The 21,997-nt window shown below is 48.2% G+C and carries 20 protein-coding genes; 10 read left to right on the forward strand and 10 right to left on the reverse strand.

Features of this window, described 5'->3' with window-relative positions; genetic code table 11:
- Positions 1–16: 16 nt before the first annotated feature.
- The 5 genes from BUB81_RS13570 to BUB81_RS22180 are packed head-to-tail and all read right to left on the reverse strand — an operon-like array spanning position 17 to position 1,901.
- Positions 17–334, reverse strand: a complete 318-nt coding sequence (locus tag BUB81_RS13570) for a S24 family peptidase (RefSeq protein WP_073323635.1) — start codon at positions 332–334, stop codon at positions 17–19.
- Complete coding sequence (gene sodN, locus BUB81_RS13575) at positions 334–831, reverse strand: superoxide dismutase, Ni (protein WP_073323637.1); 498 nt, start codon at positions 829–831, stop codon at positions 334–336. Before sodN ends, BUB81_RS13570 begins: the two co-directional genes overlap by 1 nt.
- A gap of 2 nt (positions 832–833) precedes the next feature.
- On the reverse strand, positions 834–1,043 hold the full coding sequence (locus BUB81_RS13580; protein WP_139241583.1) for a hypothetical protein: 210 nt from the start codon (positions 1,041–1,043) through the stop codon (positions 834–836).
- Positions 1,044–1,061: 18 nt separating this feature from the next.
- The gene (locus BUB81_RS13585) at positions 1,062–1,508 is read right to left on the reverse strand and encodes a hypothetical protein (protein WP_073323641.1); all 447 of its coding nucleotides are present in this window, start codon (positions 1,506–1,508) and stop codon (positions 1,062–1,064) included.
- A gap of 27 nt (positions 1,509–1,535) precedes the next feature.
- Entirely contained in the window at positions 1,536–1,901 is a 366-nt protein-coding gene (locus tag BUB81_RS22180; RefSeq protein WP_073323643.1) for a hypothetical protein, read from the reverse strand.
- Between the two features lie 117 nt (positions 1,902–2,018).
- On the opposite strand from BUB81_RS22180, the gene BUB81_RS13595 reads away from it, so the two are divergent.
- A complete protein-coding gene (locus BUB81_RS13595) occupies positions 2,019–3,617 on the forward strand; it encodes an alpha/beta hydrolase-fold protein (RefSeq protein WP_084526534.1) in 1,599 nt (532 codons plus the stop codon).
- Here the strand turns inward: BUB81_RS13595 and BUB81_RS13600 are convergent.
- Positions 3,596–4,726, reverse strand: a complete 1,131-nt coding sequence (locus BUB81_RS13600) for a putative manganese transporter (RefSeq protein WP_073323647.1) — start codon at positions 4,724–4,726, stop codon at positions 3,596–3,598. The two genes, BUB81_RS13595 and BUB81_RS13600, sit on opposite strands and share 22 nt — an antisense overlap.
- A 167-nt stretch (positions 4,727–4,893) precedes the next feature.
- On the opposite strand from BUB81_RS13600, the gene BUB81_RS13605 reads away from it, so the two are divergent.
- Both BUB81_RS13605 and BUB81_RS13610 read left to right on the forward strand, forming a co-directional pair.
- Entirely contained in the window at positions 4,894–5,220 is a 327-nt protein-coding gene (locus tag BUB81_RS13605) for a hypothetical protein (protein ID WP_073323649.1), read from the forward strand.
- Positions 5,221–5,227: 7 nt separating this feature from the next.
- Entirely contained in the window at positions 5,228–6,610 is a 1,383-nt protein-coding gene (locus BUB81_RS13610) for a class II fumarate hydratase (protein ID WP_073323651.1), read from the forward strand.
- A gap of 76 nt (positions 6,611–6,686) precedes the next feature.
- Here the strand turns inward: BUB81_RS13610 and azu are convergent, their stop codons facing one another.
- Complete coding sequence (gene azu, locus BUB81_RS13615) at positions 6,687–7,130, reverse strand: azurin (protein WP_073323653.1); 444 nt, start codon at positions 7,128–7,130, stop codon at positions 6,687–6,689.
- A 428-nt stretch (positions 7,131–7,558) separates the two neighbouring features.
- Here azu and BUB81_RS13620 point away from each other — a divergent pair, with 428 nt between their 5' ends.
- Genes BUB81_RS13620 through BUB81_RS13630 form a run of 3 tightly spaced genes read left to right on the forward strand, consistent with a single transcriptional unit; the run spans position 7,559 to position 10,506 of the window.
- Positions 7,559–8,110: a GbsR/MarR family transcriptional regulator gene (locus BUB81_RS13620; protein ID WP_073323655.1), complete on the forward strand. Its 552-nt coding sequence runs from the start codon at positions 7,559–7,561 to the stop codon at positions 8,108–8,110.
- A gap of 14 nt (positions 8,111–8,124) precedes the next feature.
- On the forward strand, positions 8,125–9,486 hold the full coding sequence (locus BUB81_RS13625; RefSeq protein WP_084526538.1) for a cytochrome ubiquinol oxidase subunit I: 1,362 nt from the start codon (positions 8,125–8,127) through the stop codon (positions 9,484–9,486).
- A 9-nt stretch (positions 9,487–9,495) separates the two neighbouring features.
- Positions 9,496–10,506 carry a cytochrome d ubiquinol oxidase subunit II gene (locus BUB81_RS13630; RefSeq protein ID WP_073323659.1) on the forward strand — a complete coding sequence of 337 codons (1,011 nt, stop codon included), beginning with the start codon at positions 9,496–9,498 and terminating at the stop codon, positions 10,504–10,506.
- Between the two features lie 79 nt (positions 10,507–10,585).
- Here BUB81_RS13630 and BUB81_RS13635 read toward each other — a convergent pair whose 3' ends face one another.
- Positions 10,586–10,939, reverse strand: a complete 354-nt coding sequence (locus BUB81_RS13635; protein WP_073323661.1) for a YbaN family protein — start codon at positions 10,937–10,939, stop codon at positions 10,586–10,588.
- A gap of 426 nt (positions 10,940–11,365) precedes the next feature.
- Here BUB81_RS13635 and BUB81_RS13640 point away from each other — a divergent pair, with 426 nt between their 5' ends.
- On the forward strand, positions 11,366–14,173 hold the full coding sequence (locus BUB81_RS13640; protein ID WP_073323663.1) for a bifunctional aconitate hydratase 2/2-methylisocitrate dehydratase: 2,808 nt from the start codon (positions 11,366–11,368) through the stop codon (positions 14,171–14,173).
- Positions 14,174–14,404: 231 nt separating this feature from the next.
- Entirely contained in the window at positions 14,405–16,345 is a 1,941-nt protein-coding gene (locus BUB81_RS13645) for a RecQ family ATP-dependent DNA helicase (protein ID WP_073323919.1), read from the forward strand.
- A gap of 514 nt (positions 16,346–16,859) precedes the next feature.
- Here BUB81_RS13645 and BUB81_RS13650 read toward each other — a convergent pair.
- On the reverse strand, positions 16,860–17,501 hold the full coding sequence (locus tag BUB81_RS13650; RefSeq protein ID WP_073323665.1) for a hypothetical protein: 642 nt from the start codon (positions 17,499–17,501) through the stop codon (positions 16,860–16,862).
- A 337-nt stretch (positions 17,502–17,838) separates the two neighbouring features.
- On the opposite strand from BUB81_RS13650, the gene BUB81_RS13655 reads away from it, so the two are divergent.
- The gene (locus BUB81_RS13655; protein WP_084526540.1) at positions 17,839–18,033 is read left to right on the forward strand and encodes an FAD-dependent monooxygenase; all 195 of its coding nucleotides are present in this window, start codon (positions 17,839–17,841) and stop codon (positions 18,031–18,033) included.
- A gap of 162 nt (positions 18,034–18,195) precedes the next feature.
- On the opposite strand, the gene BUB81_RS13660 is transcribed toward BUB81_RS13655, so the two are convergent.
- Entirely contained in the window at positions 18,196–18,912 is a 717-nt protein-coding gene (locus BUB81_RS13660) for a LiaF domain-containing protein (protein WP_073323667.1), read from the reverse strand.
- A 641-nt stretch (positions 18,913–19,553) separates the two neighbouring features.
- Here BUB81_RS13660 and BUB81_RS13665 point away from each other — a divergent pair.
- Entirely contained in the window at positions 19,554–21,965 is a 2,412-nt protein-coding gene (locus tag BUB81_RS13665; RefSeq protein ID WP_073323669.1) for a TonB-dependent receptor, read from the forward strand.
- Positions 21,966–21,997: the final 32 nt, after the last annotated feature.

The raw sequence follows: 21,997 nt of genomic DNA on the forward strand, positions 1-21,997 counted from the left end.
TAACATGTAAAAGAGGTTATGTGAGGTAATTTAACGCGGTTCGTGGCGGCTTTTTAAACCAAATCACTTTGCCCAGTACCTCCGCTTTTGAAACCGGACCAATTTGATTCGAGGACACACTCTCGGCAATGTTGTCTCCACATAAGTAAAAGGTAGTTTTGCTGCTATCTACCGCAAGTACGCGTTTTACTATTACCCCGTATTGCGCGGTATTGACGACAACGAGGTCATTGAGAGAGATCGATAGAAAGGGGAACGTTGCTACCAGCACGTAGGTGTCTGGTGGCAACGTAGGAAGCATACTTCTGCCCTGAATGCGCAGCAGCTTTAACATTACAGGTCCGGGTACAAAACGTCTTCTGACGGCGGATAAGGACACGTCGCCGTTTTGGTTGCCACGCCTTTGGTTTGCCAAAAATACCCGGCAAACTGATTTACCAGTTGCAGAAGTTCCAGTCCCTTTTGGCGGTCGACATGTTGCTTACACGCAGAGCCCGCCAGCATGATTTTATGGACCAATTCGTGGGTATCGGGAAAGGTCTCAAATTGTGGCGCTTTGAAATAGTCCCCCCAAATCACTCGTACTTCGGCTTTCACCTTTTCGGCGTGAATCTCTTTCTCTCTGACCAACCGGCTCAGCTGCGCTTGCTGACTCAGTGACAGGCTCTCTTTGTCACCCAATTCCAATAGCAGGTCGGTAAGTCTGATCACACTCAGGGCCGCTACCTGAGCGATAATGGGGTCATAAATTTTACAGGGAATATCGCAGTGTGCGCTGGCGGTCGCAAACGATAGTTTTTTGTCGAGTCGACGCAATAGTGAGTGCAACATGCTCAGGACTCCCTTGAAGAAGAACGACTGATGGCTTTGTACAACGCAAAGATACAGGCCAGGCCAACGGCAGCCAGCGACAGTAAAAACAAAGCGTGTAAAATGGGGCTGGTCCAATGGCTATGGTCGTGCCCTTCATGTGCCAACGTCAGCGGGCTAACGAGTGCACAGATCGTCATCAACAATGACGCAAAAATTCGTTTGAGTTGCATGTATATGCTCCTGCTTAATTAATGGGTGGATGATTGCTGACTGGATTGAAACGCCAGCGGTATATTGCGATTGAGGAATCCGGATTTGGTTGCCCCGTATGCACCGTGCTGCTTTTCAAACAGGCAAAGTTGCGTGTAGGCGATTCGACTTCCCCACAGCGGGCCAGGTAACTCGCCGCTACACTGAAGAATGTCGTGCATCTTTAATCGCGCGGCCTGAAAGTGTTGCCACGCTGCGCGGTAGGCGCCATTGCGCTGATACAACTCAGCCAGGTTATGGTGGCTTACCAACATGGCACCAATAGACTGTCGGCTGGCTGGATTGGCCTCGAGCAATACATCACTGCGTTGAATAGCCTGCTGATAATAAAACAGCGCTAACAGTGTGTGGGACTGATCAAAACAACGATTTGCCCGGCAAATTGACTGCTCCCAATAACCGTACGCCACCTTGTAATCGTTCATTGTGTAGCCTCCTTTCAAAACCCGCTGCTAAGCGCCGTAGCGCTGCAAAGCAATTGGCTGACCCTGACCATCTACGGCTTGCAATACCGCCTGCACGCGCCGCTCAATAGCGCGCCGGTATTCGGTCAGGCGCAATGATTCGTATGCGGTACACAATAGCAACGACAGAGACTTCACTTTCTCTATCATGCTTTGATTCTGGCCCTCTTCTACTTCCAGTAAAATCACGGCAATATCAAATGCACAACCTAAGTAGGCAATACATTCGCGAAACTGCCCATCGCAAAACAGCGTGGTTCCCTGCCATTCGTCCCTCGCCAGAAAGTGCAAGGCTTCTTGTGGATGCCCGTAAACCCAATCATTGTGTTTGGCGCATAGATAGGAAATTTGCATAACTGTGCCCTCCTTGTCATTACAATAGACCCTCAAAATTGTAATTGCAAATGATAATTGTTACTATTTGCATAATTTCAATTCTGCGCTATTTCTGCACAACGAAAACAACACGTTATGAATATCCAACACGCCGTCTTCCGCACTGCAATATTGCTTTGCCTGTGCATCTCATCGTCTTTGTTTGCCGCCATCAGTAAGGGGCCAGTTAGTCAGCAAAAGACCCAGCTTTCTCTGCCCCCACATCAAACAACACTCTCACTTCCGGTCAGTAAAGGGACATACGTAGCAGGCCAGGCAACGTCTCCCGGTGAGTTCTCGTTATGTCTGGCTGACGATAAGTTACACTGTGCACGACAACTGGTGTCATCGCATACCGGCACAGCCTGGTTCTACCTTGTGGCTCCTGTGGACTCGCCGGTTCTACTTGCACAAACAAAGCAACACATTCAGATAACCCTGCTGAAGCAGGTTCCGCGCAACCAGCAAACCTTTAATCAGCCAGATATTAGTAGCCCTGCTGTACTAAATGCGTTGCGAGCCTTGCAACAGCAAAAGGACACTGACACTGTGTGGCAAACCCTCATTGAAAACGGGGCTCCGCTTATCGAGCCTTCGAGTAAAGCCGACGAGTACCTGTTGACGTTCTTACACCGCGGCGCTAAACACAACGCCCTTATCTTTGGCGCCCCAGACCGAGATCACGGCTGGATGGCGCGTCTTGGTAACACGGATATCTGGTATAAAACCTATGTGGTCCCCGATACCACGGTTGTGTCGTATCAGATTGCGCCTGATGTTCCGCGATTTGAAGGCAGTCCGTTTGAACAGCGTGTCGCGCTAAAAGCAACGGCCCGGCGCGACCCATTAAATCCGCACACCACCAAACCGGATACCACTGACCCCTACATGCAGCTTTCTGTTGTGACATTGCCCAATGCAGCTCCCTACAAAGCTTGTGACAACGACTGCAAACTCACCGGGACTTCGCAAACATTTACGTTGTACAGTCAGCGATTAAACAACCATCGGCAGATCTCCCTGTATACTTCGCCAGACAATCAACACCCAGCCGACAGACTTCAGCTATTGCTGTTTGATGGCGTGCAATTTACGACTGAGATCAATGTACTGGCCACGCTTGAGCAGGCAGTCATCAACAACCGTATTCCGGCAGTCGATGTTGTGTTAATTGATACCCTGGACAACGCCACACGTGGTCAGGAATTACCTGACAACTCCCTCTTTACACAGATGTTGGTGGAAGAAATATTACCCGAGGTTTACCGCTTAACCGGGCGTGCGTTTACTGCTGAACAACGCATACTGGCCGGCTCCAGCTACGGTGGACTCGGCGCATTCAATCATGCATTTAAGGCTTCAGAGACGTTTGGCAACGCCATAGTGATGAGCGGTTCATTTTGGTGGGCTGCAGAACCGGGCTATCCGTCAGACCGCTATTTTGTCTCTGAACGTGTCATGGCATCTGCGCCACAAAAGGTGCGTTATGCCATGACGGCAGGTTTGTTTGAGTCCAGTCCAACGGGCAAAAAAGGGATTTTGTCTGGCAGCCGGCATTTGCGCGATATCCTCAAAGTGAAGGGCTACGAGGTACATTACAAAGAATACGCGGGCGGCCACGATTATGTGATTTGGGAACGGGCGCTGGTATGGGGAATAGAGGCATTGTTTCCCTATTCAAGCCACCACCAGTAACTGTATGCTACCAACACAGCAGGCACTGCCGAATACACGGTTGCCAGCAGCGCAGCGCGGGGAGATAAGGCAATAGCGGGAAACAATGCATCTCCGTCGTTACTGATCGCATTGCCCAGTTGAGCAGAAAATGGGATCGCGCCATTCAGATACAGACTGGTCACCAGTATTTGTGGTCCGCATCCCGGTAAAAAACCGATTAAAATAGCCAGACCAACCACACCGCTTCCCATTGAGCTTAGCCAGTGTGCTATATCCACCCCTGCGATTTCCACCAACAGCTCGAATAACAAAAAGGCCACCACAACCCAGGACAACACAAACTGGGTGTCCATTGCTGATTTGTGTTGCCAGATGATGGGGTGTTCACTTTTGTCCTCGCTCATCAGCGACGAATAATTCTGCCCTCTGCTACTCAGTGCCCATAGCGTAATACAGCAAAGCGCGAGTGCGCTTCCTATCGTCAGCCAAACCGATTCTGAAAGGCCAAATGCACCGGGCACATCAATCTGAAACGCCAACATGCCCGCAATGCTTACCGAAGGTATTGCAAACACAGCCCAGAACCACACTGAAAGATGCCCGGCTAACATAGATGTGTTTGTTACCTCTGAATCGTCGGGCTGCGACTGACCGTCTGCCTGCTCCAGTGCACCGTCGCGGTAATTGTGCACAGTATTAATCAACATCCCGGTCAGGGTACCCGTAACCACACTCACTCCCATCACGGTCAGGCCATCCATGGGTGCCTGAGCCAGGAGCAAAAATGCAGCATCTCCCATGGTACTGGTCAACACCGCTACTACGGCCCCGAAACTGGTTGCGCCTTTGGTGTATTGTGTAACCACAACTATGGCACCACCGCATCCTGGCAACGCGCCCAACAATGCAGCCATGCCAACTTCGGCTGCGGGATAACGGGACAGGAAACGGCTGATCGCATGTTCACTGATCCGGCTGGATAAGCTGTAATAGATTGCCAGGGTCGCAAATACAAACGCCGCCACCTGAAAAAAGGCATCCGTAAGCACCGAAAGTGTGATCCAACGCGTAGCTGGCAAGGCTATAAATACGACTAATATTAGTGGTAAAGCTAAGCGTTTGTTCATTGGTAATCGCTTACTTTCAACGATTCGGGAGGCTTTATTTGAAAAAAATGTGCGCTCAAGCATGGCATCCACCACAATTACTATTTGACTCTCAATCTAGCAGCAATTAAATTAAATGCAAATCATTATCATTTGCAAGTGGATTATTCAGCATGAATTGCACGGCTATGTTGGACACCTCTCGCTCTCTGGCAGAGCGGATTCGGAACGGCCACCAGCCAGATAATGGCCACTTATTGCGTTGGTATATTGAATTTACCGAAGAAGTCGCAAACGATTTAACCAAGGATCATCAAAAGTTTTTGTGTTTTATTCGTTGTGCGTGTGTGTTGGTAAATACCGCATATGACCAACACATCCCCTGGCAGTGGCGCACTCAGTGTCTCGATTATGTGCACCGACCACTGTTTGCAGCTCGTAGTGTTGGGCACACACAAGGACACCAGCTATGGCTAAAGCACATTGAATCACAGCTAATGCAACCCCTACCCTAAAAAATGAATGGAGAACAAGGTGAACACCAGAATTGAAAAAGACAGTATGGGGGAATTACACGTTCCCGAAGATGCGCTTTATGGCGCTCAGACTCAGCGCGCGGTCGATAATTTTCCAGTCAGTGGCAAGGCCATGCCAATGGGGTTTATTCAGGCCTTGATCCAGGTAAAAAAGGCGGCGGCACAGGCCAATCTGGAACTGGCCACCCTGGAACAGCCGGTTGGTGACGCTATATGCTCGGCCTGTGATCAACTCCTGGCTGACCCGGCGTTAATGCGTCATTTTCCGGTTGATATCTTTCAGACCGGTTCAGGTACCAGCACCAACATGAATGCCAACGAGGTGATCGCCCGGCTCGCCACCCAGTTAACCGGCACCGAGGTTCATCCTAACGATCACGTAAACTACGGGCAAAGCAGTAACGACATTATTCCGACCACCATTCATGTAAGCGCGGCTATCGCGGTAAAAGAATCGTTATTGCCTGCAGCGTCACATCTTTACACTGTCATCAATCAAAAAGCACAAGCGGTGGGCGATTACTGCAAAACCGGCCGCACCCATTTAATGGATGCCATGCCAGTAAGAATGGACCAGAGTTTATCGGGATGGCAGGCTCAGATTGCCCAGCAAATCAAATCCCTGTCGGCACTACAACCAGCCATACAAACTCTGGCACTGGGCGGCACAGCAGTCGGAACAGGCGTGAATGCGCATCCTGAATTTGCTAATTGCTTTAATCAGGCACTCACCCGCCTTACCAACATTGCGTTTCAACCCGCCGACAACTTTTTCGCGCTGATAGCCTCTCAGGACACGGCAGTATCCTTATCGGGCATACTGAAATCTTATGCCGTTACCATAATGAAAATTGCCAATGACTTGCGCTGGATGAACTCGGGCCCCCTTGCCGGCTTAGGAGAAATATCGTTACCCGCCCTACAACCCGGCTCGTCCATTATGCCAGGCAAAGTTAATCCGGTTATACCGGAAGCCGCCGCTATGGCTGCAGCACAGGTAATGGGTAACGATTATGCAATTACGGTAGGTGGACAGTCAGGTAATTTCGAGCTGAATGTCATGTTGCCCGTGATTGCCAGTAATTTACTGGACAGTATTACGCTACTGTCAAACAGTTCAACACTGCTGGCCGACAAAGCCATCAAAGGGTTTACCGTGAATCAGGATAATCTTGAAAAAGCCCTGCACAAGAATCCAATACTGGTTACCGCATTGAACCCCATTATTGGTTACAACCGCGCAGCCGACATTGCAAAAGCGGCTTACAAGTCTCAGCGCCCGATTCTGGATGTGGCGCTTGAAATGACAGACATACCGGAGAGTGAACTGAAAGTACTGCTGGACCCGCGTAAGTTAACCAGCAATTAAGCAGGTCATAAAGAAATAGCCGCCCACTGCGTTTATGCTGGGCGGCACGATGACCAGATAATGCAATCGGGCTAAATTAGCCTTTCACAATAAAGCTGCCCTTCATGATGGCAAAGTGACCCGGGAAGCTACAAAAGAACGTGTAGTCTTCCGCGCTCGACAATTTACTCATGTCAAACGTCACACTGTCCTGCTCACCACCACCGATAATTTTGGTTGCGGCGATAATGGTTTTGTCACCAGGCGGCAAATAGTTATTGTCGGCCCCGGCTTTCAAAGCAGCGCCAACGATCGCCTGTGCATCAGCGGTAGTTGACAGTACCCAGTTGTGTCCCATGAACTTCTTATCCAGCTGACCAGTGTGTTTAAGCGTAACGGTGAAAGTATCGCAGGCCGCCGGCGCAGTGATTTCCTTCATGTTGAATTGCATCATATCGTTACTTTCAATGGTTACAGTGCACTCATCTGCAAATGCAACACTGCTCATAAACGTCAGTAAAATCGCCACAAATTTTTTCATTTTATCCTCCAGGAACGGCAAAAGTAGTAAAAAGCCCTCTCACGTGCGACTGCGCTATTTGCTGTGCATTAGCGGTAGCGTCGAAACAGGCTTTTTACGGCTAAACTGCCTAACTATACATAATATGATAATGATTATCATTAGCAAAAACTAAGCAAATGGTCGTATTTATCTAAGGCTTTAGTCCTAGTCAAAGATCATTAAACGCTGTCACTAGCTTCGCCTGCATCGCTGCGAAGAGCATTGCAAGCAGTTGTTTTATATAAAATACCAAGAGAACTTTTCATTTTTCTCCAGCGCTTACAACGTATAGCGGGGCTACTTTGTTCTGTGTTCAGGTGCTAAATACCGATCAATTTTGATTGATCTGGATCAAGTTTAATTTTAAACTTTCAGTAATTTCTGAAACTTCAGCAAGGAACATAAAAATGAAAATGTCACCGCTAGTCACATCTGCTGTGCTGCACTTTGGTGAAATGGGCAGTCGCTGGGGATTCAATCGCACCGTTGGCCAAATGCTTGCGCTAATAGTGCTGCACGAGGAACCGCTGTCGGCCCAGGAAATTGCCGATGCACTTAGCATCTCCCGGGGCAACACCAGCATGGGGCTGAAAGAACTGCAATCCTGGCAGCTTATTAAGCAACATCACATTCCCGGCGAGCGCAAGGAGTTCTTTATACCCGCGGGCTCCATTTGGGTACTAGCAAACCGGGTATTCGAAGAGCGCCGAAAGCGTGAAATCGACCCCACTATGTCATTGCTTCGCGATCTGATGATGGAATCAGCCAGTAGTGAGCAAGACAGTAATGTTCAGGCCCGCCTGCACGAGATCCACGACCTGTTGGAATCGGTAACAGCCTGGTCTCAGGAGTTGCAAAACCTGGGCCCTGAAAAGCTCGATACGTTAATGAAACTGGGTGCCGGCGTAGGCCGCATTCTCGAATTCAAAGACAAACTTCTTCCCGGTAAATCAGCCTAAATCAGGAGGCGATTGTGGACGCATTCTTACTATCCAGACTTCAGTTTGCACTGAATATCAGTTTTCATATTTTATTCCCTACTATCACCATCGCGCTCGGATGGTTCTTGTTTTATTTCAAACTGCGCTCAAACCTGTCGGGTCATCCGGTATGGATGCGTATATACCGTTTCTGGGTGAGGGTCTTTGCATTGACCTTTGCGTTGGGTGTGGTGTCGGGCGTTACCATGTCTTTTCAGTTTGGTACCAACTGGCCTGGCTTCATGGAGAAAGCCGGTAACGTCGCAGGTCCCTTGTTGGGCTACGAAGTACTTACTGCCTTCTTTTTGGAAGCCACGTTCCTTGGCATTATGTTGTTTGGTATTCGCCGGGTGCCGAATTGGTTACACACTCTGGCTACCTTTGTGGTTGCCGCCGGCACTACCCTTTCTGCGTTCTGGATTTTGTCGCTGAATAGCTGGATGCATACGCCCCAAGGTTACGAAGTCATCGACGGCGTGATCTACGCAAAAGACTGGTCAGCGATTATTTTTAATCCTTCTTTCCCGTATCGCTTTGCACACATGTTGCTTGCATCGGGGTTAACGGCAAGCTTTTTAATTGCCGGTTTATCAGCCTACCGTATATTTAAAGGCGATAACAAAATTGCCCCCAAACTCGCGCTTAAAACTGCTACCTACACCGCGGCAGTGCTTATTCCATTACAAATTCTGGCCGGTGATATGCACGGCCTGAACACGCTGGAGCATCAACCGCAGAAAATCGCGGCAATGGAAGGCGTGTGGCACACAGAACGAGGGGCGCCGTTACTGTTATTTGCTATTCCCGACGCTGAGAACAAAACCAATCACTTGGAAATTGCGATCCCCAACATGGCGAGCTTCATTCTGACTCATGACGCAAATGGTGAAATCAAAGGCTTAAACGAATTTGAAGGCGAGCATCCGCCGGTTGCCCCAGTGTTTTACTCATTCCGCGTCATGGTGGGCATGGGCATGCTTATGCTGTTTGCAGCCTGGTGCGGTGCTTACTGGTTGTTTCGCAAAGACGCTTTGCCCGAGTGGCTCACTAAAGTCTTTATTGGCATGAGCTTTAGTGGCTGGGTGGCTACGCTGGCAGGCTGGTACGTAACGGAAGTGGGCAGACAGCCCTACCTGGTAAGCGGTGTACTGACAACCCAGGACGCTGTTACCGGTTTACCACCAGCAAATATAGCTATGTCATTTTCACTGTATGCCGCCTTATATGTGGTATTGCTGATTGCCTACATCCGCACGCTCACGCTGATGTGTCGTAAGTCAGTAGGTATTGAAGAAATCTCGGCTGAAGAGCGCGCCCAGGCGAAACAACCGCTCTCCCCCATTCAGGCGAATTAGGAGAACACTATGCCTTTTGAATCACTTTCTGCTGAAGCTTTGGGTAACATATATGTAGGCTTACTGGGCCTGGCAGTTTTACTTTATGCCATCCTGGATGGCTATGATCTTGGGGTGGGCGTGCTGTTCCCGCCCCGCAATGAACAATTCAAAGACGACATGGTGGCATCGATTGGACCTTACTGGGATGCCAATGAAACCTGGCTGGTACTGGCTGTAGGTTTGCTGTTAATTGCGTTCCCAGATGCCCATAGCGCGATCCTGCAAACCCTTTATATTCCGGCAACCTTAATGCTCGCGGGCCTTATTTTACGCGGCGTGTCTTTTGATTTTAGAGCCAAAGTACCGCAAACCAAAAAACGAAAATGGGATACCTGCTTTAAATATGGTTCGCTACTTACCACCTTGTCACAAGGCTATATGCTGGGTATTTGGGTAACGGGCTTGCGCACCGATATATACGCTCAGGGCTTCGCACTGCTCGCCGCATTTGGCGTTACCGCAGCCTATGCCTTTATTGGTGCCTGCTGGCTTATTCTGAAAACAGAAGGCGAGTTGCAGGCAAAGGCATTTTACTGGGCAAAGCGGTGTTTAATGATTCTGGCTGCCGGGATCATTGCCGTGAGCTTTATTAATCTGACTCTGCATCAGGATGTACGTGCCCTGTGGCTGGAGAGTCCGGTTGGCCTGTTATTGATGCTGATCCCGTTAGCCTGCTTCGGACTGTTATTGCTCTGCGGTATTGTGCTGCAAAAGCTCCCGGATGCAGGCGGGCATGGCGAATGGCTGCCCTTTGCATTGGCATTACTGGTGTTTGTACTGTGCTTTACCGCCTTTGGTATCAGCTACTATCCCTATGTGGTGCCAGGTAAGCTCACCATCATGGACGCGCTTAGTGCGCCTGACTCTCTGCGCTTTTTGCTGGTTGGTGCGGTCGTTGTAGTGCCTTGCATACTCATGTACACCGTATGGGTATATCGCATTTTTGCAGGGAAATCGGAGAAGCTGGCGTACTACTAGTCAGCTTGTCGAGGAACATCAGATAGTTTGTTACATTCAAAGCCCCGTTAATCAATACCGGGGCTTTTTTGAATTTCGCTTAGTGATGCGGCCGCGTCCAGATAAAACACATCACACCGCAAAGCGTTACCGCTTGAATCCCTATTAACATGGGGCGCAACCCCATAATCAATGACAGCGAAAATACTGCCGCTACGGACACAGTTGCGGCGTATTTGGCAGACTTACTGATAGCACCACTGCGCTGCCAGTCGGCAATTGCCGGACCAAAAAGCCGGTGATTGAGCAACCAGTCGTGCATGCGCTGAGATGAGCGCGCAAAGCAGTATGCCCCAAGAATCATAAAAGGGACGGTAGGAAGTAATGGCAACAGCGCCCCCATCATCCCTAATAAGACACTGGATAAGCCCATGAAGAACCAGATTGGACGCATGTATAAAACCCAAAGGCAACATCGGTGAGATGTTGTAAACACAGTTACTTAAAAGTATAAAAAACTACTGAGTAATAGCAAACTGACATGACAGAGAAACGCTAAATTGAACTTACTCTGTAACTCGGTGACATTTGGTTTTCCATTACAATTCGTATTCTTCGAAGCAAGGTTGTGTCTCTCTTGATAAACATACCATTAAAAATTATTTATAAATTAATAATTTAAATATTTCTCAAGCGACTTCCCGCTTGCCAAAAACAACTCAAACTCCCACTTTTTCAATATCCTTGTTGAATATCCAGTCGCCATAACATTTATTTCAGTGATGATGAGTATCGGGGTATTGTAATTAAATTACATTGAGTTTAAGGGCTGATTCTAATATCTTGTAATTTGATCAAGACCGACACAGAACGAGACCTCATGAGCCACTATTCCGATTATTTGCAAGAAATTGAAGAGCGAAAGCTTGAAGGCTTGCACCCCAAACCTATTGATAGCAGTGAATTACTAGCTGAAATCATTGCACAAATCAAAGACACAAACAACGAGCACCGCAAAGACTCGTTGCACTATCTTATTTATAACACGTTGCCGGGTACAACCAGTGCCGCCAGCGTGAAATCCCAGTTTTTGAAAGCAATCATTCTGGGCGAAGAAACGGTAGAAGAAATCACGCCGGCTTTCGCATTTGAATTGCTGTCTCACATGAAAGGCGGTCCTTCTGTTGAAGTGTTACTGGACATCGCACTGGGTGACGATGCCGAACTTGCCAAGCAAGCTGCTGAAGTATTAAAAACACAGGTATTCCTGTATGAAGCAGACACAGATCGCATTGCTGCAGCCTATAAAGAAAACAATCCAATTGCGGTAGATCTGTTACAAAGCTACGTAAAAGCGGAATTCTTTACCAAACTTCCCGACATTGAAGAAAAAATCGATGTAGTGACTTTCATTGCAGCCGAAGGTGATATCTCAACAGATTTGCTGTCGCCAGGTAACCAGGCTCACTCTCGTTCTGACCGCGAACTGCACGGCAAATGCATGTGCTCACCTGCTGATCAGGAAAAAATCGTTGAACTGCAACAGCAATTCCCTGGCAAAAAGGTCATGCTGATTGCAGAAAAAGGTACCATGGGCGTGGGTTCATCACGTATGTCCGGTGTTAACAACGTTGCACTGTGGGCGGGTAAGCAAGCCAGTCCTTACGTGCCGTTTGTTAATATTGCGCCAGTTGTTGCCGGTACCAACGGCATTTCTCCGATCTTCCTGACCACTGTTGGTGTAACCGGCGGTATCGGTTTGGATCTAAAGAACTGGGTTAAAAAGTTAGATGACAACGGCAAGCCTGTGCTCGACGCCAATGGCGATCCGGTATTAGAACAAGCTTACTCGGTAGAAACCGGCACCGTACTGACCATCAACACCAAAACCAAAAAGCTGTACAAAGGTGATGAAGAACTGGCTGACGTATCGTCTGCATTTACGCCGCAAAAAGTCGAATTTATGCGTGCAGGCGGTTCTTACGCCATTGTCTTCGGTAAGAAGCTACAAAACTTTGCTGCTGAAACCTTAGGCGTTGAAGCGCCTGAAGTATTTGCACCGTCAAAAGAAGTATCTCATGAAGGCCAGGGCCTGACTGCCGTTGAAAAAATCTTCAACAACAATGCAGTGGGCGTGCCTGAAGGTGTCGCGCTTCACGCTGGTTCAGACGTTCGCGTAAAAGTGAACATTGTAGGTTCTCAGGACACCACAGGTTTGATGACCTCTCAGGAACTGGAATCTATGGCGGCAACGGTAATTTCTCCGGTACTGGATGGTGCGTACCAGTCAGGCTGTCATACCGCGTCGGTATGGGACAAGAAAGCCCAGGCTAACATTCCAAAACTGATGAGCTTCATGAACCGTTTTGGTTTGATCACCGCACGTGATCCGAAGGGTGTTTATCACTCAATGACCGACGTTATTCACAAAGTACTGAACGACATTACGGTTGATGAATGGGCCATTATTATTGGTGGTGACTCGCATACGCGTATGTCTAAAGGTGTTGCATTCGGTGCCGATTCAGGAACCGTTGCACTTGCCCTGGCGACAGGCGAAGCAACCATGCCGATCCCGGAATCAGTAAAAGTAACCTTTAAAGGCGAAATGAAAGATCACATGGATTTCCGCGACATAGTGCATGCAACCCAGGCACAGATGCTGAAGAAGTTCGGTGACAACGTCTTCCAGGGCCGCATTATCGAAGTACACATCGGCACCCTGGCTGCTGACCAGGCGTTTACGTTTACTGACTGGACAGCAGAAATGAAAGCCAAGGCGTCTATCTGTATTTCACAGCCTGAGACCCTGATTGAATCACTGGAAATCGCTAAGAGCCGTATCCAGATCATGATCAACAAAGGCATGGAAAACGAAGCAGGCACACTGCAAGGTCTGATCGATAAAGCGAACCAGCGTATTGAAGACATCCGCGCAGGAACAGGCCGTCCGGTACTTATGCCTGACGACAACTGTAAGTACTTTGCAGAACTGGTTGTTGACTTAGACGTGATCGACGAGCCAATGATTGCCGATCCGGATGTGAACAACGAAGATGTATCCAAGCGTTATACCCACGATGCGATCCGCGCTTTGACCCACTACGAAGGCACCAAAACTGTTGACCTGGGCTTCGTTGGTTCTTGTATGGTACACAAAGGCGACGTAAAAATTGTTGTTCAGATTTTGCGTAATCTGGAAGCGAAATACGGCAAGGTGGAATTTAAAGCACCGCTGGTATTGGCCGCGCCTACTTACAACATCATCGATGAGCTGAAGCAGGAAGGCGACTGGGAAATTCTGCAGAAGTACTCTGGTTTTGAATTCAGCGATGACAATCCTAAGAGCGAAGCGCGTAAGCAGTACGAGAACATTCTTTATCTGGAACGTCCTGGCTGTAACCTGTGTATGGGTAACCAGGAAAAAGCAGAAAAAGGTGACACCGTATTCGCAACGTCAACGCGCTTATTCCAAGGCCGTGTTGTAGAAGACAGAGACGGCAAAAAAGGTGAGTCTCTGCTGGCCTCTACCCCTGTAGTAGTGCTGGCCGCCATTCTGGGCCGCACACCTACATTGGAAGAGTACAAAGAAGCGGTTGTGGGCATTAAGCTGACTCAGTTTGCACCACCTCGCGCTGAACTCAGCACTGCGCCTTCAAGTGTCATTCCAATTCGCTCTGTGAGCTAACCGAACGACATAGCTACAGTAAAGTAGATGACGACAAGAGCCCCGTTTTACGGGGCTTTTTTATGGCGTCGTCAATCCAAATAAGTCAGCAATAACGCTTTGAATCCGGGGGCAATACTCTGACCCAAAGGCGTAAATACGATCGGTATTTCCCAGTCCGCTGTGCGTTGCCGGCAGTAAGGTGATACCTTTGTGACTCGCTACAATAAACCTGAACCTATCGCGACCAATATGCACAACCTGACAGACCAGCTTTACCAGCAATTCGGCTTTTCTCAATTCCGCGAGGGCCAGCAACAAGCCATAGAGCAGCTGCTTGGTGGTCACTCTACCCTGGCGGTATTTCCTACCGGCTCTGGTAAGTCACTGTGCTATCAATTTACCGCCACCCTGCTGCCCCACCTCACTCTGGTGATTTCTCCGCTGATTGCCCTGATGCACGATCAGCTGGAATTTCTGCGCAGTAAAGGAATACCGGCCGCGAGCTTAGACTCAACCCTGAGTAGCGAAGAAGCCCGGCAGGTGATGCAACAAGTACGAAACGGTGAACTGAAGATCCTTATGATTTCCGTTGAGCGGTTTAAAAACGAACGGTTCCGCCGCTTTATTGAAGGCGTACCGATCTCCATGCTAGTGGTCGACGAAGCCCATTGTATTTCAGAATGGGGGCACAATTTCCGGCCGGATTATCTGAAGCTCCCGCAATACCAACAACAGCTTAATATTCCTCTGGTACTGCTGCTCACCGCGACTGCCATGCGACGGGTACAAAAAGACATGGCATTGAAATTCAACATTGCCTACCCGCACATCGTCCAAACCGGCTTTTATCGTTCCAACCTGGATTTGGACATCGTACCGGCTGACAGCAACAACAAACACGCGTCTCTGTTAACCGCGTTGGACAATGTGGAAGGCGCAGGCATTGTGTATGTGACCCAGCAAAAAACAGCAGACGACATCGCCACCTTTTTAACGCAGCGTGGTTTTAATGCCTGTGCATACCACGCTGGGCTGGGTAGCGACAACCGCAGCACGATTCAATCGCGCTTTATGTCGGGCGAAACAACCATTATTGTTGCCACCATTGCCTTTGGTATGGGCATCGATAAAGCAGACATTCGCTTTGTGATCCACTTTGATTTGCCCAAATCCATTGAAAACTACAGCCAGGAAATCGGCCGTGCCGGCAGAGACGGCCTGCCCAGCCGCTGTATATTACTGGCTAGCCTGGATGGCCTGAATGTGCTGGAGAATTTTGTGCTTGGCGATACGCCGGAACCGCACGCCATTCAAACACTGTTGGACAATATTGCTACTACGACCCACAACAACCAGTGGGAAACCCAGTCTTATGGGCTTTCCCAGTTAACCAATATTCGCGCATTGCCGCTTAAAACGCTGCTGGTTCAGCTCGAATTAACCGGTGCGATTCAGGCAAGATACAGCTACTACGAAGACATTAAAGTAAAATGGCAATCCAGCCCCGAAGACATTACCCGAACACTACCTGATGAGCAGCAGCCTCTGTTTCAAGCTGTCGTACGGCATACCCAATTCAAAAAAGTCTGGGGCGAACCGGACTTTACCCAACTCCACCAGCAGGGGTTCAACAGAGACACGGTAATGACATTGCTGAACCAGCTTGCCGATGCCAATCAGGTCGTTGTGGAAGCCAAAAAACTGACCGACGTATACCACGTTGATACCGCTCAACTAACGCCTGAATTAGCAACTAAACTGCAGCACTATTGCAGCGCCAACGAAGAGTCAGAATTAGCACGTATAGCCACCATGTTGCGATTTTTTAACTTAGACCGCTGCTTGAATCACAATCTTGCGCTGTATTTCGGCGATAAACACGCCCCGGAACAATGTGGGCACTGCTCGGTATGCCGTGGCCAGGTGTTGCAGTTAGAAAAAAGCGAGGATGACGTGAACCCGTCATCACTGATTGAGGATTTGCAGGCTATTCATCACTGGCTGTCGAATCAGCCCTCGGACGCTACCATGTCAGCCGCACTGATCGCTCGTTTTGCGGCAGGATTAACCCAACCGGTATTTACCAAACTAAAGGCCCGTAAGCACCCGCAGTTTGGCAAACATGAAAATGTGTCTTACCACACTTTGCTTAAGGGCGCACAACACGTGCTTGATAATCAGCAGTGCTAGTACTGACCCATACAAGATCTGACCGTTTCGAATTTTAGGCTCAGCCCAAGCTGACAAGTACGCAATTGATTAATGGCCGAAAAGAGCGAATAGCGGACATCAGATGGTCAGATTGAAATCGTCAGCTAAAGAAAATGAAGTCCTCTGCATCAGACTTAAACTTTATCAATTAAGGACGAAATTAGAAAGTAGATTAGCAGAATGCATAGACGTAGATTGCGCCGTGGAAAATATGTTCGCTGATTTGCTATCGGAAATTGGCTGAGCTCAGGCTGGCATTAATAACCGCTTGTTGACGTTGTTGTTATTGCAGGATTGCATGGATCAAAACCAATCACTGTTTTTAACCACTATTACTCTGCAGAATGAGCAAGGTGACCGCAGAGTGGTTGTTGTTTAACCTAAAAAGGCTCAAACTCAGTCAGAAAAAGTGTCATCAGCAAATATAAGTTTAATTACTTAAATAAACCAGACGTAAATGATGACACTTAAGTTCGCATTTAGGTGGCAGTGCTTAATTAGAATATCGTCTGAACGCCACGACAAACAGACTTACTAACAAAAGACCCAAAGTCGTCGGTGCCGATACCGCTGTTGTATTCCATCGCATGTCATCGACCCAGAACCAAGTAGAATTTGTCTGCTCAGTAAATCTAATTCTATCAAACTGGCCTGTAAACAAAATTTGGCTTGTGCTGCCCACAACAGATCTAGATACATCTAATACTGATTGCTGTGTTTGGCTTAAGAATGTTTCAAAAAGATAATCCGCTTCATTATTGGTTCTAAAAAGGAAACTTAATTCAGTTACCGTAGTGTCAAACACCAAGTCCACAATATTAAGATCTCCATCTACACCACAAGTTGGTCTTACTCCGATCATTAGCCATGCAGTCCCACTTAGACCGCCTACGTTACACTGACTATTAATATTTGCAGTAGGCCCGTTTACTCCACTAATTGTATTAATTGTTAATCCATTGGCGCTAAATTCATTAGTTGCAACTATAGAAGTTGGACCAGTTCTATCAAATCCTTCAAAGTTTTGAGGTGAATTTACGATAGTATTTCCAAATGAAATAATATTCGCATTGGCGCTAAAGCAAACAAAAAGTGAAAGTCCTAAAAGGGATGTGAGAATTTTTCTAGACAACATAACACTACCTTAATTTTATTTAACTTAAAAAAATCGCTTTACATTGTCTACAAAGCAAAACCCACACCAAAATACAAGAGATTGAAAAATAGTTATTTTTTTTAATAAAGAATTAACTGTGTAAAAAAAAATGACAAATTTTCCAATTTCTCGAGGCAAGTCATGTATCTAATTGGTTCTTATATACCATTATCCGTCAACCCCTTTTACTCGCATTCTGAAAACGTTAGAGCAGATACAATTGACTACAATCTAGCTCGTATAAATATTCAGAGTCTATTAGGTAAACAAACAACACGGTGTGGCTGGTAACTAGCCGGGCCCGGGGGAATGAATTATGAGTACATGTGTGTATAAAGTACTGATCATCGGCGGCGGCTTTTCCGGTATGTCGGCGGCCATTGAAATAAGCAAAAAAGGCATAGCCGTTGATCTGGTAGAAATCGATAAGAACTGGCGCACCGATGAGGCCGGAATAAGCATTGGCAGCGCTACCATCCGCGCATTTGCCCAGATTGGTATTTTATCGTAATGCCAATCTAGAGCATTGTGCGGTGTATAGTAGTTTTACTCCTTACCGTATTAAGGAGATCATGGCTTGCGCCACGATGACGATTCTTCGAAGCAAAAGACGGCAAAACTGTACCAACATGACCGCTTTTGACCAATTGCCGAAGCGTGAGAACTCATCCGCCTAATACCCGCGCTTTCGGTTGTCTGGTTGTGACGTTGTGCTAAACATCGACTTCATCTGATTGGCAAACGCGACGAATTTTTCCTTCATCGTACGTTTTATATCGATATCAACACCGCCCATGAGCACAAAGCCTTCTACCGTGATTGTAGGTGCCTGGCGATCGGCTATTGAGGCCGTTTTGTTATCCACTCCGCCCATAATACAAAAGGTCTTGGTCACCACATTCACATTTTCGGGCACTTTAATATCCGTACCGCCCATCACGCACAGTACTTTTACGGTAACGTGCTGTGCGCGAAACTCGGCATCGGTAAAATCAAGAGTGGTGCCGCCCATAAAGTCGATCACCCGGATTTCCCGTGGCACTGTCCAGCGACCGCCGCGGTCAGAGCCGCCCATAATATTCACAATAGTATCGCGCTCCGGGACTTCGCCGGTTGCATAGTTCACACTGAACTTGTGTTCTTTTTCACGGCTGTAATCACCGTCTACCTGCAAGGTTAGATCCGCTGCCAGAGCGACAATTTCATGATGGTCATTACTCGCCATGGCTTCGTCCAATCGTCGCTCAAAAGCTTCCACAGAAATCACACCGTGACTGTAGTGATAAATGAGTTTATCAATGACTTCTTCGCGTACCTGCTCAATTGGACGGTCTTCCAGCTTTACCATGACGGTTTCCTTGTTCTCGTTATGCGTGTTATTCACGCTCATCTAATAATGCTTCAATTAGAAGCAAAGTCCACACCAAAATAAAAGCAATTAAAAATCAATAAATTAGAATTTAAACCCAAATACAAGCTTAGCGCTTTTCGCCATTTATTAACTAATATCGCCGATGTCACGGATATACAGCCACCAGCTTTTACTATCTCTTATCAGGAAAAGGTCACACCGAAAACGGGAACTTTTCCGTGGCTCAGATGATGGAACACTGTCAGCATAAAATTACTGTAATGCACTGAAATAACCCTCGAACATTACACGTATACTCCAGTGACGGGCTTCATCACCCAATCACCCTGGCCAGCCTTTCGGCTGGCTTTTTTTATTTGAAGTTCCAGTCGGGAATTTATGTGTTAACACCGGCCAAACGACTTTCTTGCACCATCGGGAAAAGCACTACTACTTTAGCACTAAGCGCCTAATAACTTGGTACTTTTCTAAAGTACTACAAGGTAAAACCGGGAACTTTTCCCGGTGTCACAGGGAACAATTCCATAGGAGGAATGCCCGCAAATTTTCATACTTAGCCTCATGTTAACCAGCCATTAACACGATGCGTACATCCAATGCAGCCACATACAATAACAGCAGATGTTGGAACGCACAGGGCACACAATCGGACACACATCATGAAAAAAACCGCTTACCTATATTTGGCATCCTGCATAGCCGCAAGCTTTCAGGCCAGTGCTCAGGAACAAGGCATTGAACAGGTCACCGTATACGGACAATCTCCCCTTAGTTTTGTGAGTGGGCTAACGGAATACTCGCCCGCCAGTCAGCATTTGGATGCCGATGCATTGGAAGTTGAAAATGGCAATTCGTTGGCCAGAATTCTGGACAATCAACTGGTCAGTGTGTCGATCAACGATGTGCAAAACAACCCGTTTCAGGCCGATCTCCAATACCGTGGATTTACCGCCTCTCCCTTGCTGGGTCTGCCTCAAGGGCTGTCGGTTTACTTAAACGGCACACGCTTTAACGAACCTTTTGGTGATACCGTAAACTGGGATCTCATTCCACCTTCAGCATTGGATTCTGTGACCCTGGTATCAGGTGCTAACCCGGTATTTGGTCAGAATACCCTGGGTGGGGCGCTTATTTTAAATACCAAAGACGGCTTTTCTTTCCCACACAATAAAGTCACCGTCATGGGCGGCGATTTTAGCCAGCGCGGCATCAACCTGGAGTCAGGCGGCAACAATGGCGAGTGGGGCTATTACATTAATATCAACAAATACGAAGAAGACGGCTGGCGCGACTATTCGCCCAGCGATATTCAGCAAGGACTGGCTAACATTACCCACAAAGGTGAAGACAGTGCCACCCGCATCACGCTGGCTGTGAATGAAAACGATTTGATAGGTAACGGTGCCATTCCGGTAGACTTGATCCCGCACGAGGGGCGCGCAGCCATTTATACTCGCCCTGATCAGACCTTTACTAACCTGCGCTTCCTGAACCTGAATCACGAATGGAACCTGGACGACGATTTGGTATTGCGTCTGAACGCCTATTACCGTGAAAACGAAATCGAAACCTACAACGGTGACGACAGTGACTACGAAGAATGTGATGTAGGCTACGGCGAGACCTTATGTGAAGAGGACGAAGAAGCTGAACTGTTTGAAGACGATGACGATGATGCAGAGGCCGCCACGCTCACAACGTCTGATGATGACGATGACGACGATGACGACGAAGAATTCGAAGAAGACGACGCCGTTCAGTTTGTAGGTTTTGACCCGTTAGTACCCTTAGAAAACATCAGCGACGTTGACCCTGATACCCTGGACGGTACCGCCAATACCAGCTTTACCGACCAGCAAAGCTTTGGCTTCAGCGCCGAACTGGCGGGAAAAGCGGCCACAGGTTCAATGACACATCACTGGGTAGTTGGTCTGGGCATCGACACCGCTGATATTTCATTTCGCAGTGATACCGAGTTCGCTGTTCTTGATAACGACACCGCAGAGAGCAGCCGTGGCGTTACCGGCATTGGTGTATTTGACGAAGGTTCCCGTGTGCGTCTGACCACCGATGTTCGCCACACCTATGCGTTTGTTAGCGATGTCATAAATCTGAACGACAACTGGCAACTGGCTCTGGCCGCACGCTACAACAAATCCACTATTGATATGGTAGACGGCGTTGAAGTAGGCGAAGGCTCGCTGAATGGTAACCACGCATTTAACCGGTTTAATCCGTCTGCCACGGTGCACTACCGTACCGACGGCTACCACGCTTATGCGTCTTACAGCCAATCGTCACGTACGCCGACGCCAGCAGAACTAAGCTGCGCCGACGAAGACGATCCGTGTAAACTGCCCAATGGTTTTGTGGCCGATCCGCCGCTGGATCAGGTACGCACTGATACCCTTGAACTGGGCGCCAATATTACGCTGGAGAACGGCTTGATCCACGCCGCGGTGTATCGCAGTGAGAGCAAAGACGACATTATTTTCCAACAGGCCGGTGACCGCGCGTCGGTAGGCTACTTTGTAAACGTAGACAAAACGCGCCGTCAGGGTGCTGAATTCAGCGTGTTACAGCAGTGGGACGACCTGGAAGTGTCTGCCAATGTAAGCTACTTGCAGGCGACCTTTGAATCTCCTTTTGTCTCGTTCAGCCCACAAAACCCCATGGGACCTGGCCGCCAGGTTACGCCGGGCGATACCATTCCGGGCCAGCCTGAATGGCTTGCCGGTGTGGAAGTGACTTACCCGCTGCTGGACAACCTGTACATCAGTGCAGATGTGGACTACGCATCGGGCCAGTATTTCCGTGGCGACGAAGCCAACGAGAACCGCGAGTTAGATGGTTATACGCTGGTTAATCTAAGTGCCACCTATGCTCACTCAAGTGGTATTACCGTTGGCCTGCGTCTGGAAAACGTGTTTGATACCGAGTTCGAAACCTTTGGTACCTATGGCGAAGCCGATGAAGTGTTGGAAGATATTTATGACGATATCGAATCGACTGAGTTTGTAGGCCCTGGCCAACCCAGAACGTTAAGACTGTTTGCGTCTTATCAGTTCTAACTCTCGTAGAATCCCGGTTGGTTGCTAATGCT

The organism is Marisediminitalea aggregata (genome assembly GCF_900129565.1).
In the GTDB taxonomy this organism is placed as follows: Bacteria; Pseudomonadota; Gammaproteobacteria; order Enterobacterales; family Alteromonadaceae; genus Alteromonas; species Alteromonas aggregata.

Coding starts and splice junctions, on each gene's coding strand:
- BUB81_RS13570 (WP_073323635.1), bottom strand. CDS start 334: ATGTTAAAGCTGCTGCGCATTCAGGGCAGAAGTATGCTTCCTACGTTG.
- sodN (WP_073323637.1), bottom strand. CDS start 831: ATGTTGCACTCACTATTGCGTCGACTCGACAAAAAACTATCGTTTGCG.
- BUB81_RS13580 (WP_139241583.1), bottom strand. CDS start 1,043: ATGCAACTCAAACGAATTTTTGCGTCATTGTTGATGACGATCTGTGCA.
- BUB81_RS13585 (WP_073323641.1), bottom strand. CDS start 1,508: ATGAACGATTACAAGGTGGCGTACGGTTATTGGGAGCAGTCAATTTGC.
- BUB81_RS22180 (WP_073323643.1), bottom strand. CDS start 1,901: ATGCAAATTTCCTATCTATGCGCCAAACACAATGATTGGGTTTACGGG.
- BUB81_RS13595 (WP_084526534.1), top strand. CDS start 2,019: ATGAATATCCAACACGCCGTCTTCCGCACTGCAATATTGCTTTGCCTG.
- BUB81_RS13600 (WP_073323647.1), bottom strand. CDS start 4,726: ATGAACAAACGCTTAGCTTTACCACTAATATTAGTCGTATTTATAGCC.
- BUB81_RS13605 (WP_073323649.1), top strand. CDS start 4,894: ATGTTGGACACCTCTCGCTCTCTGGCAGAGCGGATTCGGAACGGCCAC.
- BUB81_RS13610 (WP_073323651.1), top strand. CDS start 5,228: ATGGAGAACAAGGTGAACACCAGAATTGAAAAAGACAGTATGGGGGAA.
- azu (WP_073323653.1), bottom strand. CDS start 7,130: ATGAAAAAATTTGTGGCGATTTTACTGACGTTTATGAGCAGTGTTGCA.
- BUB81_RS13620 (WP_073323655.1), top strand. CDS start 7,559: ATGAAAATGTCACCGCTAGTCACATCTGCTGTGCTGCACTTTGGTGAA.
- BUB81_RS13630 (WP_073323659.1), top strand. CDS start 9,496: ATGCCTTTTGAATCACTTTCTGCTGAAGCTTTGGGTAACATATATGTA.
- BUB81_RS13635 (WP_073323661.1), bottom strand. CDS start 10,939: ATGCGTCCAATCTGGTTCTTCATGGGCTTATCCAGTGTCTTATTAGGG.
- BUB81_RS13640 (WP_073323663.1), top strand. CDS start 11,366: ATGAGCCACTATTCCGATTATTTGCAAGAAATTGAAGAGCGAAAGCTT.
- BUB81_RS13645 (WP_073323919.1), top strand. CDS start 14,405: ATGCACAACCTGACAGACCAGCTTTACCAGCAATTCGGCTTTTCTCAA.
- BUB81_RS13650 (WP_073323665.1), bottom strand. CDS start 17,501: ATGTTGTCTAGAAAAATTCTCACATCCCTTTTAGGACTTTCACTTTTT.
- BUB81_RS13655 (WP_084526540.1), top strand. CDS start 17,839: ATGAGTACATGTGTGTATAAAGTACTGATCATCGGCGGCGGCTTTTCC.
- BUB81_RS13660 (WP_073323667.1), bottom strand. CDS start 18,912: ATGAGCGTGAATAACACGCATAACGAGAACAAGGAAACCGTCATGGTA.
- BUB81_RS13665 (WP_073323669.1), top strand. CDS start 19,554: ATGAAAAAAACCGCTTACCTATATTTGGCATCCTGCATAGCCGCAAGC.